General features: G+C 67.5%; 16 protein-coding genes. 4 read left to right on the top strand and 12 right to left on the bottom strand.

Annotated elements, in window-relative coordinates:
• The first annotated feature begins 45 nt into the window (after window positions 1-45).
• Window positions 46-693: a transferase gene (locus tag PVZ72_RS12980; RefSeq protein ID WP_273862111.1), complete on the top strand. Its 648-nt coding sequence runs from the start codon at window positions 46-48 to the stop codon at window positions 691-693.
• On the opposite strand, the gene PVZ72_RS12975 is transcribed toward PVZ72_RS12980, so the two are convergent.
• Window positions 678-1,226, bottom strand: coding sequence for a cysteine hydrolase family protein (locus PVZ72_RS12975; protein WP_273862110.1), 549 nt, complete (start codon window positions 1,224-1,226; stop codon window positions 678-680). The two genes, PVZ72_RS12980 and PVZ72_RS12975, sit on opposite strands and share 16 nt — an antisense overlap.
• 106 nt (window positions 1,227-1,332) lie before the next feature.
• Between PVZ72_RS12975 and PVZ72_RS12970 the strand changes: the two genes are divergently transcribed.
• Window positions 1,333-2,319: a GlxA family transcriptional regulator gene (locus tag PVZ72_RS12970; protein ID WP_273862109.1), complete on the top strand. Its 987-nt coding sequence runs from the start codon at window positions 1,333-1,335 to the stop codon at window positions 2,317-2,319.
• Between the two features lie 48 nt (window positions 2,320-2,367).
• Here the strand turns inward: PVZ72_RS12970 and PVZ72_RS12965 are convergent, their stop codons facing one another.
• The 5 genes from PVZ72_RS12965 to PVZ72_RS12945 all read right to left on the bottom strand — a co-directional run bounded on the left by PVZ72_RS12965 (window position 2,368) and on the right by PVZ72_RS12945 (window position 5,329).
• A complete protein-coding gene (locus PVZ72_RS12965) occupies window positions 2,368-3,078 on the bottom strand; it encodes an SOS response-associated peptidase family protein (protein WP_187979491.1) in 711 nt (236 codons plus the stop codon).
• Window positions 3,079-3,165: 87 nt separating this feature from the next.
• On the bottom strand, window positions 3,166-3,612 hold the full coding sequence (locus PVZ72_RS12960; protein WP_273862108.1) for a YeeE/YedE family protein: 447 nt from the start codon (window positions 3,610-3,612) through the stop codon (window positions 3,166-3,168).
• Window positions 3,609-4,019 (bottom strand): YeeE/YedE family protein, encoded by a 411-nt coding sequence (locus tag PVZ72_RS12955; protein WP_273862107.1) that lies wholly within the window; start codon window positions 4,017-4,019, stop codon window positions 3,609-3,611. The genes PVZ72_RS12960 and PVZ72_RS12955 overlap by 4 nt, the downstream gene beginning before the upstream one ends.
• Complete coding sequence (bigR, locus tag PVZ72_RS12950) at window positions 4,016-4,363, bottom strand: sulfite-sensing transcriptional repressor BigR (RefSeq protein WP_443218249.1); 348 nt, start codon at window positions 4,361-4,363, stop codon at window positions 4,016-4,018. The genes PVZ72_RS12955 and bigR overlap by 4 nt, the downstream gene beginning before the upstream one ends.
• Before the next feature lie 102 nt (window positions 4,364-4,465).
• A complete protein-coding gene (locus tag PVZ72_RS12945) occupies window positions 4,466-5,329 on the bottom strand; it encodes an SDR family oxidoreductase (protein ID WP_273862106.1) in 864 nt (287 codons plus the stop codon).
• Window positions 5,330-5,435: 106 nt separating this feature from the next.
• Between PVZ72_RS12945 and PVZ72_RS12940 the strand changes: the two genes are divergently transcribed.
• Window positions 5,436-6,320 carry a LysR family transcriptional regulator gene (locus PVZ72_RS12940; protein WP_273862105.1) on the top strand — a complete coding sequence of 295 codons (885 nt, stop codon included), beginning with the start codon at window positions 5,436-5,438 and terminating at the stop codon, window positions 6,318-6,320.
• Between the two features lie 109 nt (window positions 6,321-6,429).
• Window positions 6,430-8,631 carry an OsmC domain/YcaO domain-containing protein gene (locus PVZ72_RS12935; protein WP_273862104.1) on the top strand — a complete coding sequence of 734 codons (2,202 nt, stop codon included), beginning with the start codon at window positions 6,430-6,432 and terminating at the stop codon, window positions 8,629-8,631.
• Between the two features lie 41 nt (window positions 8,632-8,672).
• On the opposite strand, the gene PVZ72_RS12930 is transcribed toward PVZ72_RS12935, so the two are convergent.
• The 6 genes from PVZ72_RS12930 to PVZ72_RS12905 are packed head-to-tail and all read right to left on the bottom strand — an operon-like array spanning window position 8,673 to window position 14,500.
• Complete coding sequence (locus PVZ72_RS12930; RefSeq protein ID WP_273862103.1) at window positions 8,673-10,289, bottom strand: gamma-glutamyltransferase family protein; 1,617 nt, start codon at window positions 10,287-10,289, stop codon at window positions 8,673-8,675.
• Window positions 10,290-10,305: 16 nt separating this feature from the next.
• Window positions 10,306-11,394: a polyamine ABC transporter substrate-binding protein gene (locus PVZ72_RS12925; protein WP_273862102.1), complete on the bottom strand. Its 1,089-nt coding sequence runs from the start codon at window positions 11,392-11,394 to the stop codon at window positions 10,306-10,308.
• 13 nt (window positions 11,395-11,407) lie between these two features.
• Complete coding sequence (locus tag PVZ72_RS12920) at window positions 11,408-12,184, bottom strand: amino acid ABC transporter ATP-binding protein (protein ID WP_187979483.1); 777 nt, start codon at window positions 12,182-12,184, stop codon at window positions 11,408-11,410.
• Window positions 12,185-12,186: 2 nt separating this feature from the next.
• Entirely contained in the window at window positions 12,187-12,954 is a 768-nt protein-coding gene (locus PVZ72_RS12915; protein WP_187979482.1) for an amino acid ABC transporter permease, read from the bottom strand.
• 12 nt (window positions 12,955-12,966) lie between these two features.
• Window positions 12,967-13,773 (bottom strand): ABC transporter substrate-binding protein, encoded by an 807-nt coding sequence (locus PVZ72_RS12910; RefSeq protein WP_273862101.1) that lies wholly within the window; start codon window positions 13,771-13,773, stop codon window positions 12,967-12,969.
• A 40-nt stretch (window positions 13,774-13,813) separates the two neighbouring features.
• Window positions 13,814-14,500, bottom strand: coding sequence for a GntR family transcriptional regulator (locus PVZ72_RS12905; protein ID WP_158896871.1), 687 nt, complete (start codon window positions 14,498-14,500; stop codon window positions 13,814-13,816).
• Window positions 14,501-14,594: the final 94 nt, after the last annotated feature.

Here is a 14,594-nt window from a genome sequence, read left to right as displayed (position 1 = left end):
CTCAGGTCAGAATCGGCAGGTGTTCCACCACTGCCGAGGCCCGTCATGCCTGATCTGGATATCGCCACCTTCATCGCTGCCTGGCCCACCCTGGGTCTGGAAGCCGCTCAGCCCTGGACCCATACCGGCGCCTGCGAGCATCGGGTCAGGCTGCTGCTGGCGCGGCTCGGTCCCGGCTATCGCCGCCAGGGCGACAGTGCCATCCACGAGACGGCAATGGTGGAGCCCGGTGCCGTACTCAAGGGACCGGTCATCATCGGCCCAGGCAGCCTGGTGGCGGCCGGCGCCTATCTGCGCGGCGGTGTCCATCTGGGCGCTCACTGCGTGGTGGGCCCGGCCTGCGAGCTGAAGAGCAGCCTGCTGCTGGACGGCAGCAAGCTCGCCCACTTCAACTTCGTCGGGGATTCGCTGATCGGCAGCGGGGTGAATCTGGAAGCGGGCGCCATCGTCGCCAACTACCGCAACGAAAGTGACGGCGCGCTCATCCGCATCCGCCACGGCGACCAGGTGATAGACACCGGGGTGGTCAAGTTCGGCGCCCTGATCGGCGACGGCTGCCGACTGGGCGCCAATGCGGTCATCGCGCCGGGCGCCCTGCTGCCACCAGGCACCCGGGTCGCGCGGCTGGGGCTGATCGACCAGGGGGTGCCGGACGTCGCCGCGGGCGCGGCGGCGTTTCAGCCGGCGAGATAGGCGTCGGTGGCTTCCAGCGTCGCATAGGCGAAGGCCAGCGCCGCCATCAGCGTGGCATGCACCTGGGCCGCCGGCACCCTGACGCCCTCAAATTCCAGATCCAGGGTGGCGCAGGCATCGTGGATCACGGTCACGGCGTACCCCATGTCGGCTGCGGCGCGCACGCCTGCGTCGATACACATATGACTCATGGCACCCACCACCACCAGCGACTCGATACCGCGCTCGTCCAGCAGGTGCTTGAGGTTGGTTTCGCGAAAGGCATTGGGATAGTGCTTGAGCACCACCGGCTCGCCGGCCCGGGGCACGACCGCGGCCTGGATCTCGACGCCGTCGCTGCCGGGCACGAAGATCGGCGCCTCGGCGCTGAGCGACTGATGCTGCACATGGATCACCGGAATGCCCTGGTCGCGGGCGTGGGCGATGATCCGCGCGGCCTTGGCGACCGCGGCCTCGATGCCACTGAGGGGCAGTTTGCCGCTGGGAAGGTATTCGTTCTGCAGATCGATGACGACGACGGCGTGCTTGCTCATGTCCAGCCTCTCGGAAGATGCTTCAGGTTCGGGTCCGGCCATGATTGGCCAGCCGCGCCTCCGGGCGAAGAGGCGTGACCGACAACTTCAGGGGCGCCAGCGACACATGCACGATCAACCGCCGATCGAACTCGGTCTGCTGCTCTATCCCGGTGTGCAATGGGCGACGGTGCACGGCCTCACCGATCTGTTCGAGATCGCCGGGCGCTTCACGGGAACGGCGGAGGATGCCGAGCGGCCCCGCTTGCGCGTCAGCCACTGGCGGCTTGAGGAGGGCGCAGCAGCGCCCAGCCGGGTCTACGACTCACTGCCCGCAGCGAGCGGCTCACCCAGCGTGCTGATCCTGCCACCCAGCCTGGCTGAGCCAATCACAGCGGAGGCGGCTGCGCCCTATCGCGAGTGGCTACGTCGGCAGCATCAGAGCGGCGTGCGTCTGGCCTCGATCTGCGCCGGCGCCTTTCTGCTGGCGGAAACCGGCTTGCTCGACGGTCGCATCGCCACCACCCACTGGCTCCATGTCGAGCGCTTCAATGCGCGTTTTCCTGCCGTCAGCCTGGACGCCGACCAGCTCCTCATCGACGGCGAGGATCTCGTCACCGCGGGCGGTCTCATGGCCTGGACCGACCTCGGCCTGCGCCTGGTCGATCGCTACCTTGGCGCCAAGCGGATGCTCGACACCGCGCGCATCCTGGTCATCGACCCACCGGGTCGACAGCAGCGCTACTACAGCGCCTTTTCCCCGCGCCTGAGTCATGGCGACGGCGCCATTCTCGCCGTGCAGGAGTGGCTGCAGGAAAGCGGCGCCCAGGACATCGCCCTGGACACCCTGGCCCGCCGCGCCGGCCTGGAACCGCGCACCTTTCTGCGCCGTTTTCGCCAGGCCACCGGCATGACCGCCACCGCTTACGGCCAGCAACTGCGCGTCGGTCGTGCCCGGGAACTGCTGCAGGCCAGCCGCCTGCCCCTCGAACGGGTCGCCTGGGAAGTGGGCTACAGCGATCCGGGTGCCTTCCGCAAGGTCTTCACCCGCGTGGTGGGGCTGAGCCCGGGGGATTATCGGCGGCGGTTCGGGGGTGGATCGCCAGGTCGCTGAAGCCTAACTCGGCGCGTCGGTGCCCGGCGGAAAGCCCCCGTCGATCCGCTACACCAGCGGCTCGGCGATCCGCTCCAGCAGTCCGGGTCCATCGTTTTTCACGCTGCCCACGGCCTTGCCGACCGGATACCAGTCGAAGGCCTCCACCGGCGTTGCTTCGATCTCACCAATCTCGGCGGCGCGCTCCATGGACAGCTCGGGGTCCAGCCATTCGCGGGCCACGGCCGGCGGCAGGACCAGCGGGCGGCGGTCATGGATATCGACCATCCCGGCGTCCGAGGCGGCGGTGACGATGACGAAGCCGTCATCCTCGTCGGGTGCCTGGTCAGCCGGGTGGAAGTGGCCGATGGCGGCGAAGAACAGCGGCTCGCCGGATTTCAGCCGGATGAAGTAGGGCTGCTTGAGCTTGGGATCTGTAGGGTCCTTTTTCCACTCGTACCAGCCATCCGCTACCACCAGGGCACGGCCGTTCTTCCAGAGGCCGCGAAACATCCGGCTGGTGGCCGCCGTTTCGACGCGCGCGTTGATCACCGGCGGACGCTTGGCCTGGCGCGCCCAGGCGGGCTGGTAGCCCCAGAGCACCGGGTCCAGGTGCAGGCCGTCCTGCTGCTGGTGGAGCAGCTGGACGCGGGTGCCCGGCGCCACGTTGTAGCGACCCAGGGCGCGGGGTTCCAGGCCGGTGCGGACATCCGCAGGCGCGGCGCCCAGGGCGTCCAGGTAATCGAGGGCATAGCGGTACTGGGCAAAGCGGCCACACATGGGATGCTCCTGTGCGCGGGAGACGCAGGTTGAAATGCCCCCGCATCCCTAGCTAGGACCACGCCTCACGCCCGAAGTACCTGGCGCTCAGGCCTTGGGCGCCGCCGTCTCGCGTCGGGCCAGCCCCCGGTCATGCAGCACCATCCCCACGACCATGGCCGCGACAAAGCCATAGACCTTGGCGATACCCAGCCCCAGGCCTGCCAGCGCGGGCCCGGGGCATAGCCCGGCCAGCCCCCAGCCAAGGCCGAAGATCAGAGCGCCCAGTAGCAGGCGGCGGTCGACAGGTACGGTGGGCGGCAGGTGAAAGGCGCTGTCGAGCAAGGGCCGCGCCAGCCGGCGCTGGAGCTGGACCGCGGGCAGCGCCACCAGCAGGGCGCCGCCCAGCACGAACAGCAGGCTAGGGTCCCAGCGTCCGCTGGCGAGATCGAGAAAACCCAGCACGCGGGCGGGATCGAGCATCCCCGAGAGGGCCAGGCCGCTACCGAAGAGCAGGCCGGCCAGCAGCGCTACGACCAGGCGGCAAGAATTCATCGCAGCAGCCCCAGTAGGGTGGCCGTGGCCAGGCCACAGGCCAGGAAGACCGCCGTGGCGGCCAGCGAGCGGCGCGAACCTCGGGCCACGCCGAGGATGCCATGGCCCGAGGTGCAGCCCGAGCCCAGCCGCGTCCCGAAACCGACCAGCAGCCCCGCCAGTAGCAGTTGGGGCCAGGTCGCGTCCACGGTCAGGGAGGGAGGCGCGTGCAGGCCGCTCACCAGCAGCGGTCCCAGCACCAGGCCCAGCACGAAGACCAGGCCGGTGCCGGCTTGTTGCGCCCCGAGCAGCCGACCAAAGATCCCGCTGATGCCGGCGATCCGGCCATTGACCAGCAACAGCAAACTGGCGGCCAGGCCCAGCAGCAGACCGCCACCCAGGGCGGGCATATAGGAGGATAGGATCATGGCGTCTGGCTCTCGGACTGGCAGAAGATCTGGTAGAGCGCCTGCAACAGCTGGGCGGCCTTGTCTTCGGTGAGCCGGTAGAATATCTGCTTGGCCTCGCGGCGGGTGGCGACCAGACCAGCCTCGCGCAACACGCCGAGTTGCTGGGAAAGGGTGGGCTGGTGGATGTCCAGACGGGCCTCCAGTTCGCCGACCGCGTATTCATCTTCGGCAAGGGCGCAGGCCAGCAGCAGCCGGACCGGATGCGCCAGGGTCTTGAGCAGGGCGGCCACTTCCTGGGCCCGCGCCTGCATGTCTTGAGAGGAGAGGGTGCCGCCGGGGAGGGGCCGGGTGGGAGGAGTCATCTTGAACGCGCCTGGGTCAGATCGATATACATTTTTATATAACGTATAATGTTCGTTGGCAAGCGTGCACTGTCGAGCCACCCAGCGCCAGGGTGATACCCGTCAGCCGATCAGCGCCCTGGCGAAGTCCCGATAGCTGTGCAGCGGTCGCCCCAGCAGCCGGACCAGCCGTTCGCGGTCGCCGGGCTCGGGCAACATGCCGTCGCTGACATAGCGCTCGGCCATGAGCCTCATCTCGTAGGCCATCCAGGCCGGCATGAAGGTCGCCATGTTCTGTTCGAAGCCGCGCGGATCGTCACCGGCGTAGTGGACGGGGCGGCCCAGCAGTTCGCTCCAGATCGCCGCGGCGCCTGCGCCTGTGAGGCTGTCCGGGCCGACCAGGTTGATCGTTTCGCTGGGCAGCTTGTCGATCGCCTGATCGCGGCGGATGAGTTCGAGCGCTGCGACCTCGGCGATATCCCGGGCGTCGACCATGGCCACGCCCTTGCTGCCGATGGGCATGGGATAGATCCCATGCTGCAGGATGATGTCCCTGATCATGACCTCGTTGTCGATGAAGTAGGTGGGCCGCAGGACGGTGGCACTGAAACCCATGGCGTCCAGCATCCGCTCGCCGCCGAACTTCACGGCGAAGTGCGGCACGTTGACCGCGCTGTCGGCGCCGAAGACCGAGAGATAGACGATCCGCTCGACGCCGCTTTCCCGGGCGATGTTGAGGGTGATGAGCGCCTGGGTGAATTCGTCGCCGATCACGGCGTTGAGCAGGAAAAGGGTGGACACGCCAGCGAAGGCGCGGCGCAGGGCAGCGAGATCGAGCAGGTCGCCCTGCATGACTTCGACGGTGGCGGGAAAATCGGCGTTGGCCGGATTGCGTGTCAGCACCCGGACTTTGGCCTGGCGCTGTACCAGTTGGTGGACGAGGTGGCGGCCTACGCGGCCGGTGGCGCCAGTGACGAGGATGGTCATGTCGGTAACTCCAGGTGGGTGAGGGGTAGAACCACCTTAAGTCGTCCCACCTTAGGCCAATAGCCGCTAGGATAGGGACATACCGTTCCATTATTGAGACAGCTTGATGGACTTCAGCCTGCTGGCCGATTTTCAGCTCATCGCCACTCATGGCGGCATTGGCAAGGCCAGTCGCGCCAGTGGTCGACCCAAGGCCAGCCTGTCGCGGCGACTGGCCGAACTGGAAGTCGCCCTGGGCGTCAGGCTGATCGAGCGGGGTGGACGTAGTCTCGTCCTGACGCCTGCCGGTGCCGACCTGGCGGCCCGGACCCTGGGGCCGCTGCGCGAGTTGCAGGAGGCGCTGGCGGCCGTGCAGGAGGGGGTGGCGGTGCCACGCGGGCGGTTGCGCATCGCGGCGCCGCTGCTGTTTTCCCAGGTGGCGCTGGGCCGGCTGAGTGCGGATTTTCGCCGGCAGTACCCGGAGATCCTGATCGAGGCGGTGGCCGAGGATCGCCTGGTCGATCTGGTGGAGGAACACTTCGACCTGGCCATTCGGATCAACCCCGCGCCCGACACCACCCTGGTGGGTCGCTGCTTCGCCCGGGACCGCCGGGTGCTGGTCGCCGCCCCGGGCCTCGAAGGCCCTCTGACGGCTGGTGCCGAGCCTGCGCCTCTGCCTGCGGTGGTCATGCCCGGCCAGCGCGAGGGCGAGGGCGAGGTCTGGACGCTTACGGAGGGCGGGGAGCGCTTCCTGCCCCAGCCGGTCTTGCAGCTGACTTCGCTGCTGACCATCCGCGAGGCGGTACTGGCCGGTGCAGGTGCAGCGCTATTGCCGCTCTCGCTGGTGCAACGTCAGCTGGACGAAGGCGCGCTCAGGCGCTGGGGCACCCTCGCCGGTGAGACCGAACTCTGGGTGCTGCACACTTCGCGACGATTGCAGAGCCCCAAGGTGAAGGCCTTTGTCGACTTCCTCTGCGCACGGTATCCAGACGGCATCTTTCTGCTGGACTAACGACTGACGAGGCCTGCCCCGGGGTCCACGAGACGACGGCCTGCATATCGCCCGCGCCCCTTTGTCCGGATAATGGCGGCCAATCTGTCTCCAAACCGGAATGCTGTGCATGGAAATCAAGGTCAATTTTCTCGACAACCTGAGGCTCGAGGCCAAGTTCGACGACTTCTCGGTGATCGCCGATCAGCCCATCCGCTACAAGGGTGACGGCTCGGCCCCGGGTCCCTTCGACTATTTCCTGGCGTCCTCGGCGCTCTGCGCGGCCTATTTCGTCAAGCTCTACTGCCAGACCCGCGACATTCCCACCGACAACATCCGCCTGGCGCAGAGCAACATCGTCGACCCGGAGAATCGCTACAAACAGACCTTCAAGATCCAGGTAGAGCTGCCCGTGGATCTCTCCGACAAGGATCGCCAGGGCATCCTCAGGTCCATCGACCGCTGCACGGTGAAGAAGGCGGTGCAGGCCGGCCCCGACTTCATCATCGAGGCGGTGGAGAGCCTGGACGCCGATGCCCAGGCCCTGCTGCTGCCCAGCGATACCGGTAGCCAAACCTACATCCCCGGCAAGGACCGGCCGCTGGAAGAGACCATCGCCAAGCTTTCCGGCATCCTCGCTGACCTGGGCATGAAGGTGGAGATCGCCTCCTGGCGCAACATCGTGCCCAACGTCTGGTCGCTGCACCTGCGCGATGTGCAGTCGGCGCTGTGCTTCACCAACGGCAAGGGCGCGACCAAGGAAGCCGCCCTGGCCTCGGCGCTGGGCGAATTCATCGAACGCCTCAACTGCAACTTCTTCTACAACGACCAGTACTGGGGCGAGGCCATCGGCAACGCGGCCTTCGTCCACCACCCCGACGAGCGCTGGTTCCAGCCCGGGCCCAAGGATGCGCTGCCCCGGGAGATTCTCGACCGCCATTGCCGCAAGCTCTACGACCCGGAAGGCGAACTGCGCGCCTCGCACCTGCACGACACCAACTCCGGCAACGTGGCGCGCGGCATCTGCGCGCTGCCCTTCGTGCGCCAGTCCGATGGCGAGGTGGTGTACTTCCCCTCGAACCTGATCGAGAACCTCTACCTCAGCAACGGCATGAGCGCCGGCAACACCCTCGCCGAAGCCCAGGTGCAGTGCCTGTCGGAAATCTTCGAACGGGCGGTGAAGCGCGAGATCCTCGAAGGCGAACTGGCGCTGCCCGACGTGCCCGAGGCGGTGCTGGCGCGCTATCCCGCCATCGTCGAGGGTATTCGCGGCCTGGAAGCCCAGGGCTTTCCGGTGCTGGTCAAGGATGCCTCCCTGGGTGGCGAATTCCCGGTGATGTGCGTGACCCTGATGAATCCGCGCACCGGCGGGGTGTTCGCCTCCTTTGGCGCCCATCCGCGCCTGGAGATCGCCCTGGAGCGCAGCCTCACCGAGCTCCTTCAGGGCCGCAGCTTCGAGGGCCTCAACGACCTGCCGCAGCCGACCTTCGAGAGCCAGGCGCTGATGGAGCCGAACAACTTCGTCGAGCACTTCATCGACTCCAGCGGCCTGGTCTCCTGGCGCTTCTTCAGCGCCAGGGCCGACCATGACTTCGTCGACTGGGACTTTTCCAGAGAGGGCGAAGATGCCACCGCCCAGGAGGCCGCCACCCTGTTCGGCATCCTCGCCGAACGGGATCTGGAAGCCTACATGGCGGTGTACGAGGACCTGGGCGCACCGGCCTGCCGCATCCTGGTGCCGGGCTATTCGGAGATCTATCCGGTCGAGGACCTGATCTGGGACAACACCAACAAGGCGCTGGCGGTGCGCGAGGACATCCTCACGCTGCACCAGCTGGACGATGCGGCCCTGGAGTCCCTGCTCGAACGCCTGGACGATACCCAGGTGGACGACTACATCCGCATCGCCACCCTGATCGGCGTGGAATTCGACGAGAACACCGTCTGGGGCCAGCTGACCGTGCTGGAGCTCAAGCTGCTCATTCACCTGGCGCTGCAGCAATTCGAAGAGGCCAAGGAAGCGGTCGAGACCTTCCTCCAGTTCAACGACAACACCCTGGAGCGCGGCCTGTTCTACCAGGCGCTCAATGCGGTGCTGGAAGTCGAAATGGACGACGAACTGGAACTGGCCGACTTCGAGGTCAACTTCCGCCGGATGTTCGGCGAGGAGCGCCTGGACGCCGCCCTGGGCTCGGTCTCGGGCGAGGTGCGCTTCCCTGGCCTGACGCCCACCAGCCTCGGGCTGGAAGGCCTCGACAAGCACCTGCGGCTGATCGACAGCTATCGCAAGCTGCACGCCGCCCGTGCCAGGGCGGCCGGTATCGCGCTCTGAGGGTGCGCCCCGCCCGGAGCCGGGCGGGGCCGTCCCCGCGGTCAGCAGACCGCGATATGGGAATCCGCGCGCGGCTCGGTGCCGCCGCAGAGCACGCCGGTCTGCGGATCGCGGACGATGATCTGGCCGCGACCGAAGTCGGTGGAGTCGTGTGCGATCTCGATCTGGTGACCGCGCCGCGCCAGGCCGCTGGCCAGGGCGCGGGAAGCCGCCTGCTCGATGCCGACCTTCATCTCCCCCAGCCACTGCCAGCGCGGGGCGTCCAGCGCCGCCTGGGGATTGAGGCCGAAGTCCACCAGATTCATCACCATCTGCACATGGCCCTGGGGCTGCATGTAGCCACCCATGACGCCGAAGGGGCCGATGGGCACGTCACCCTTGCTCAGGAAGCCCGGGATGATGGTGTGGAAGGTCTGCTTGCCCGGCGCCAGGGCGTTGGAGTGGCCGGCATCCAGGCTGAATTCCGAGCCGCGATTCTGCAGGCCGATGCCGCTGTCGGGCAGCACCACGCCGGAGCCGAAGCCGTGGTAGGCGCTCTGGATGAAGGACACCATGTTGCCCTCGCCATCGGCGGTGGCGATGTAGACGGTGCCGCTGGCCTGGGGATCGCCATGCAGCGGCGGCTGGGCCTGGTCGGTGATCTCGGCGCGGCGGCGCTCGGCATAGGCATCGTCCAGCAGGACGCTGGCGGCGACCCTCATGTGCTCGGGATCGGTGATGTAGTGCAGGCCGTCGGCATAGGCCTTCTTCATGGCTTCCAGCTGGCGGTGCCAGGTGAGCTGGCTGTCGCGCTGGTCGAAGTCGTAGCCCTTGAGGATGTTCAGGGTCATGAGGGCGATCAGGCCCTGGCCGCTCGGCGGAATCTCCCACACCTGGTAGCCGCGGTAGTCGACCTTGATCGGCTCCACCCAGCGCGGCTGGTAGCCGGCCAGGTCCGCCGTGGTCAGGTGACCGCCGCTGGCCGCGGCATGCTCGGCCAGGCGCCGGGCGATGGCGCCGCGGTAGAAGCTCTCGCACTGGGTCTGTGCCAGTTCTTCCAGGGTGCGGGCCTGGGCCGGATTGCGGAACAGCTGGCCGGCGACTGGGGCTTTACCGTCGATGAGGAAGGTGTCGAACCAGGCTGCAAGCTCAGGCGCCTGGTCCCGGCTGGCCTGGTACTCGGCCTGGGCGATGCGCCACTGGTAGGCGACCACCGGCGACACCGGGAAGCCGTCTCGGGCCAGGGCGATCGCGGGTTCGAACAGGGTGGCGAAGGGCAGCTTGCCGAAGCGGCGCGACAACTCGGCCCAGGCCGCTGGGCAACCCGGCACCGTGACCGGCAGCCAGCCGTGCACCGGCATGCGTTCGTGGCCGGCGGCCTTGACCGTGGCGATGTCGAGGCTGGCCGGGGCATGGCCGCTGGCGTCCAGGCCATGCAGCTGGTCCTTGACCCAGACCAGGGCGAAGGCGTCGCCGCCGATGGCATTGCCGGTAGGTTCCACCACGGTCAGGGCCGCGGCGGTGGCGATGGCCGCGTCGATGGCGTTGCCACCCTGGCGCAGCATGGTGATGCCGGCTTCGGCGGCCAGCGGCTGGGAGGTGGCGACCATGCCATTGCGCGCGAAAACGCTCTGGCGTTGCGAGGCATAGGGGTAGTCGTGGGCAGAGAAATTCAGCATGGCAGGCTCTTCGAGGTCATTGTCCGGTCTTGATACGGGTCCACTCGCGGGTCATCAGCCGCTGGATCTGCGGCGGCAGATCGGCGGAGACGTAGAGGCGCTCGGCGATGGCCGCGCTCGGGTAGATGCCCGGGTTGTCGCGGACCTTGGCATCGAGCAGGGCGGTGGCGTCGCGGTTGGGATTGGCGTAGCCGACATAGTCGCTGACCGGGGCGATCACCTCGGGGCGCAGCAGGTAGTCGATCAGCGCCAGGGCCCCTTGGGGATTCTTGGCGTCCTTGGGGATGGCCAGCATGTCGAACCAGAGATTGGCGCCTTCCCTGGGGATCACGTAGCGCACGTCGCTGGTCTTGCCGGCTTCCCTGGCGCGGCTCTGGGCCTGCAGGACATCGCCCGAATAGCCCATGGCCACGCAGACGTCGCCGTTGGCCAGGTCGGTGATGTACTTGCTGGAGCTGAAATAGGTCACCGACGGCTTGAGCTGCTGCAGCAACGCGGAGGCCTTGCGGTAGTCCTCGGGTTTCCGGCTGTTGGGGTCCAGGCCCAGGTAGTGCAGGGTCTGGGCGAAGACCTTTTGCGGCGCATCGAGCAGGGCCACGCCGCAGCCCTTGAGCCTGGCCAGGTTCTCCGGCTTGAACAGCAGGTCCCAGGAATCCACCGGGGCGCCATCGCCCAGGGCGGCGCGCACCTTGGCGGCGTTGTAGCCGATGCCCACGGTGCCCCAGAGGTAGGGGACAGCGTAGCGATTGCCGGGATCGGCCGCTTCCAGGCGCTGCATGAGCCGTGGATCCAGATGCTGCCAGTTGGACAGCCGGCTGCGATCCAGTGGCTGGTAGGCGCCCGCCTTGATCTGCTTGGTGAGGAACTGGTTGGACGGCACCACCAGGTCATAGCCGGAGTGGCCGGACAGCAGCTTGGCTTCGAGCATCTCGTTGGTGTCGAAGACGTCGTAGCGCACCTGGACGCCGCTGGCCTCGGTGAACTGCTTGAGGGTGTCCGGACCTATGTAGTCCGACCAGTTGTAGAAACGCACTTCGGACTCGGCGGCCTGGGTCAGGGGCGTCAGGCAGAGGGCGAGGGCGGCCAGCAGGGGACGAACGGCCATGGAGGTCTCCGGTCTAGAGCACGCGGCTGAGGAATTCGCGGGTGCGCGGATGGGTGGGATTGCCGAACACCTGGGCCGGCGGGCCTTCCTCGATCAGCTCGCCCTGGTGCAGCACCACCACGCGATCGGCCACCTCGCGGGCGAAGCCCATCTCGTGGGTCACCACCACCATGGTCATGCCGTCTTCGGCCAGCTCCTTCATCACCTGCAGCACCTCGCCCACGGTTTCCGGGTCGAGGGCGCTGGTGGGTTCGTCGAACAGCATGGCCTGGGGTTTCATCGCCAGGGCGCGGGCGATGGCCACGCGCTGCTGCTGGCCGCCGGAGAGTTGCGCCGGATAGTGCTCGGCCTTGTCGGACAGCCGCACCCGGGCGAGCAGGGCGCGGGCCTGTTCCACGGCGGCGGCCCGCGCCACGCCCAGCACCTGGATCGGCGCCTCGATGATGTTTTCCAGCACCGTCATGTGCGGGAAGAGGTTGAACCTCTGGAACACCATGCCGATGTCGCGGCGGCGGCGGGCGATATTGCGCTCGGAGTCCCTGACTCTCGAGCCATCGGCACGCTCGCGAAAGCCCATCAGCTCGCCGTTGACGCGGATGGTGCCGCCCTGGATGTCTTCCAGGTGGTTGAGGCAGCGGATGAAGGTGGTCTTGCCCGAGCCGGAGGCGCCGATCAGCACCACCACCTCGCCGCGGCGCACCTCCAGGGTCACGCCCTTGAGGATCTCCAGCTCGCCGAAGGCCTTGTGCACCTCCAGCGCCTGGATCACGGATTCTTGCGTGGTCGTCATGGCTAGCGTCCCCGTAGCTTGAAGCCCTGCAGGCTGAACAGCCGGCCGGTGGCGGTGGGTCGGTGACCGTCGGCCTTGCCGAAGCGCCGCTCCAGCCAGGCCTGGAAGAAGCCCCAGAGGGTGGTCAGGACCAGGAAGTAGATGGCCACCACCAGGTACAGCTCGAAGACGCGGAAGGTCGCCGAGGTGATCATCTGGGTGCTGAGCAGCAGCTCCTGCACCCCGATGACGCTGACCAGGGTGGTGTTCTTGAGCATCACGTTGAACTCGTTGCCGAGCGGCGGAATGATCACCCGCAGCGCCTGGGGCAGTACGATGCGGCGCATCAGCTTGGCCGGCGTCATGCCCAGGGAGCGCGCCGCCTCGTACTGGCCGCGATCCACCGCACCGATGCCGGCGCGGATGATCTCGGCCATGTAGGCGCCTTCGTTGAGGCCCAGGGCGATGATGGCCGCCTGGATGTTGCCCGGGATCACCAGGAAGCCCAGGTCCAGGTCCTCGAAGCGAAAGATGCCGCCGGCCGCCAGGGCCGTGTAGAGGAAGACGATCTGCACCAGCAGCGGCGTGCCGCGCATCAGCCAGACATAGCAGCGCACCGGGTATTGCAGCGCCCGATAGCGCGACAGCCGTGCCAGCGCCGCCAGCAGGCCGAGCGCGCAGCCTAGCAGCATGGCGCCGATGGCGATGACGCAGGTCAGCCCGAGGCCGTAGAGGTAGACGTCGCTCGGGTGCAGCAGGTACTGCCAGAACACATCCCAGCTGAAGTTCATCGTGGCCTTCCCTTAATCGAGCTTGTCGCCTTCCAGGTGCCAGTTGGCCATGAGGGTGGCGTAGCTGCCATCGGCCTTCATGTCGGCGAGGATCTGGGTGAGGGTGCTGCTGAGCTGGCTGTCGTCCTTGCGTACGCCGATCCCGGTGAGGATGCGGGCGAAGGCCGGCACGCCGGTCTCGAACTGGCCGGGCGCGACGCCCTGGTAGTAGGCGGCGGTTTCCACGGTGGTGCCGTAGGCGTCGGTCTGGCCCAGGCGCAGGGCCTGGAAGGCGTCGGTGTCGCTGTTGTAGGCGACCAGCTTCATGGGCGCCTTGCCGGCCTTCTTCAGCTCCTCGTTGTGGGCGTCGAGCAGGGTGCGGATGGTGGAGCCATTGAGCACCGCCACCTTCTTGCCGGCGAGGTCGTCCAGGGTGTGGATGCCGGCCTTGTTACCGGCCGGCACCACCACCGCCTGGCTGGAGTACATGTAGTTGACGATGTCGATCACCTGGCGCCGCTCGGGCTTGTCGAACAGCTGGTCGATCAGGAGATCGCACTGGCCGGCCAGCAGCGCCGGGATCAGGCCGGAGAAGGGCACCACGCGCCAGTCGACCTTCTTGTCGCCGAGGCGCTTGGCGATCTCGGCGCCGAGGTCGACGGTGAGGCCCTTGGGCTTCTGGGCTTCGTCGAAGAAGCCGATCGGTGGGGTGTCGAGAGCGCCGCAATAGGTGATCTTGGACGCCTTGGCCAGGCGCTCGGGGATCTGCGGGGCGGCCTGGGTAAAGCCGGCGACGAGGGTCAGGGCGAGCAGACTGCAGGAAAGCCGGTGGCGGGTCATGGTCTTCTCCGGAAGGACAGGGGTGGGCAGGGCGGATGGCTCAGCGCGGGGGCGTACTTCGGGTCTGGTCGCCCGATCGTTCGATGAAGGTCAGCAGGTCGGGCACCGTGCCCTCGATGTGCTCGCGCAACACCCGCTCGGCTTCGGCGGCATCGCCGGCGCGCAGGGCGGCGAGGATGGGCGCGTGCTCGTCGCGGGCCGACTGGGGGCGATCGACGTGCAGCCAGAGCTGCATGTGCGGCTCGATCAGGGCATAGAGGCCATTGATCTGGCGCAGCAGCCGCGGCCGACCGGCCAGGCTGCACAGGTATTCGTGGAAGGCGCGGTGCTGGGCGACCCAGGCGCCGGGTTCCTGCTCGTCGTCCAGGTCTTCCAGCAGGCGTTCCAGGCGCGTCATCTCGCGGGGGCCGACATGGGGCGTGGCCAGGCGGATGGCCAGGCCTTCGAGGGCGCTGCGCATCTCGAACACCTCGCGCATGTCCTCCAGGTCCAGGCCGCTGACCACCGCGCCGCGATGCGGCCGGAGGATCACCAGGCCTTCGGCGGCGAGGCGCTGGAAGGCGCTGCGCACCGGCATGCGACTCATACCCAGGGTGGTGGCGATGTCCTCGGCGATCAGCCGCTCGCCATTGCGATAGTGCCCGGCGCAGATGGCCTGCAGCAGATGGCGATAGGCCTCTTCTTCGGCGCTCAGGGCAGTGGAGCGGGACAGGGCGGAGAGCGGCATGGACTGGCTTCCTGGATTTTTGTATCCAATCTGCCAAGGCAAGGCTCATGCCAGGGAGTCCAGTGCTTGCCAGCGCTGGGCCGAAGGTCAGCGC

The sequence above is a fragment of the Pseudomonas sp. LA5 genome, from assembly GCF_028640825.1.
Classification (GTDB): domain Bacteria; phylum Pseudomonadota; class Gammaproteobacteria; order Pseudomonadales; family Pseudomonadaceae; genus Chryseomonas; species Chryseomonas aestiva.
The sequence above is the reverse complement of the archived record's forward strand: the minus strand, read 5'-3'. Positions and strand labels throughout refer to the sequence as shown.

Excerpts from the sequence above, each read along its gene's own strand:
- PVZ72_RS12920 (WP_187979483.1), bottom strand. The coding sequence starts at position 12,184 with ATGACGACCACGCAAGAATCCGTGATCCAGGCGCTGGAGGTGCACAAG.
- PVZ72_RS12945 (WP_273862106.1), bottom strand. The coding sequence starts at position 5,329 with ATGACCATCCTCGTCACTGGCGCCACCGGCCGCGTAGGCCGCCACCTC.
- PVZ72_RS12905 (WP_158896871.1), bottom strand. The coding sequence starts at position 14,500 with ATGCCGCTCTCCGCCCTGTCCCGCTCCACTGCCCTGAGCGCCGAAGAA.
- PVZ72_RS12975 (WP_273862110.1), bottom strand. The coding sequence starts at position 1,226 with ATGAGCAAGCACGCCGTCGTCGTCATCGATCTGCAGAACGAATACCTT.
- PVZ72_RS12930 (WP_273862103.1), bottom strand. The coding sequence starts at position 10,289 with ATGCTGAATTTCTCTGCCCACGACTACCCCTATGCCTCGCAACGCCAG.
- PVZ72_RS12925 (WP_273862102.1), bottom strand. The coding sequence starts at position 11,394 with ATGGCCGTTCGTCCCCTGCTGGCCGCCCTCGCCCTCTGCCTGACGCCC.
- PVZ72_RS12940 (WP_273862105.1), top strand. The coding sequence starts at position 5,436 with ATGGACTTCAGCCTGCTGGCCGATTTTCAGCTCATCGCCACTCATGGC.
- PVZ72_RS12965 (WP_187979491.1), bottom strand. The coding sequence starts at position 3,078 with ATGTGTGGCCGCTTTGCCCAGTACCGCTATGCCCTCGATTACCTGGAC.
- PVZ72_RS12935 (WP_273862104.1), top strand. The coding sequence starts at position 6,430 with ATGGAAATCAAGGTCAATTTTCTCGACAACCTGAGGCTCGAGGCCAAG.
- PVZ72_RS12915 (WP_187979482.1), bottom strand. The coding sequence starts at position 12,954 with ATGAACTTCAGCTGGGATGTGTTCTGGCAGTACCTGCTGCACCCGAGC.
- PVZ72_RS12960 (WP_273862108.1), bottom strand. The coding sequence starts at position 3,612 with ATGAATTCTTGCCGCCTGGTCGTAGCGCTGCTGGCCGGCCTGCTCTTC.
- PVZ72_RS12910 (WP_273862101.1), bottom strand. The coding sequence starts at position 13,773 with ATGACCCGCCACCGGCTTTCCTGCAGTCTGCTCGCCCTGACCCTCGTC.
- PVZ72_RS12955 (WP_273862107.1), bottom strand. The coding sequence starts at position 4,019 with ATGATCCTATCCTCCTATATGCCCGCCCTGGGTGGCGGTCTGCTGCTG.
- PVZ72_RS12980 (WP_273862111.1), top strand. The coding sequence starts at position 46 with ATGCCTGATCTGGATATCGCCACCTTCATCGCTGCCTGGCCCACCCTG.
- bigR (WP_443218249.1), bottom strand. The coding sequence starts at position 4,363 with ATGACTCCTCCCACCCGGCCCCTCCCCGGCGGCACCCTCTCCTCTCAA.
- PVZ72_RS12970 (WP_273862109.1), top strand. The coding sequence starts at position 1,333 with ATGCACGATCAACCGCCGATCGAACTCGGTCTGCTGCTCTATCCCGGT.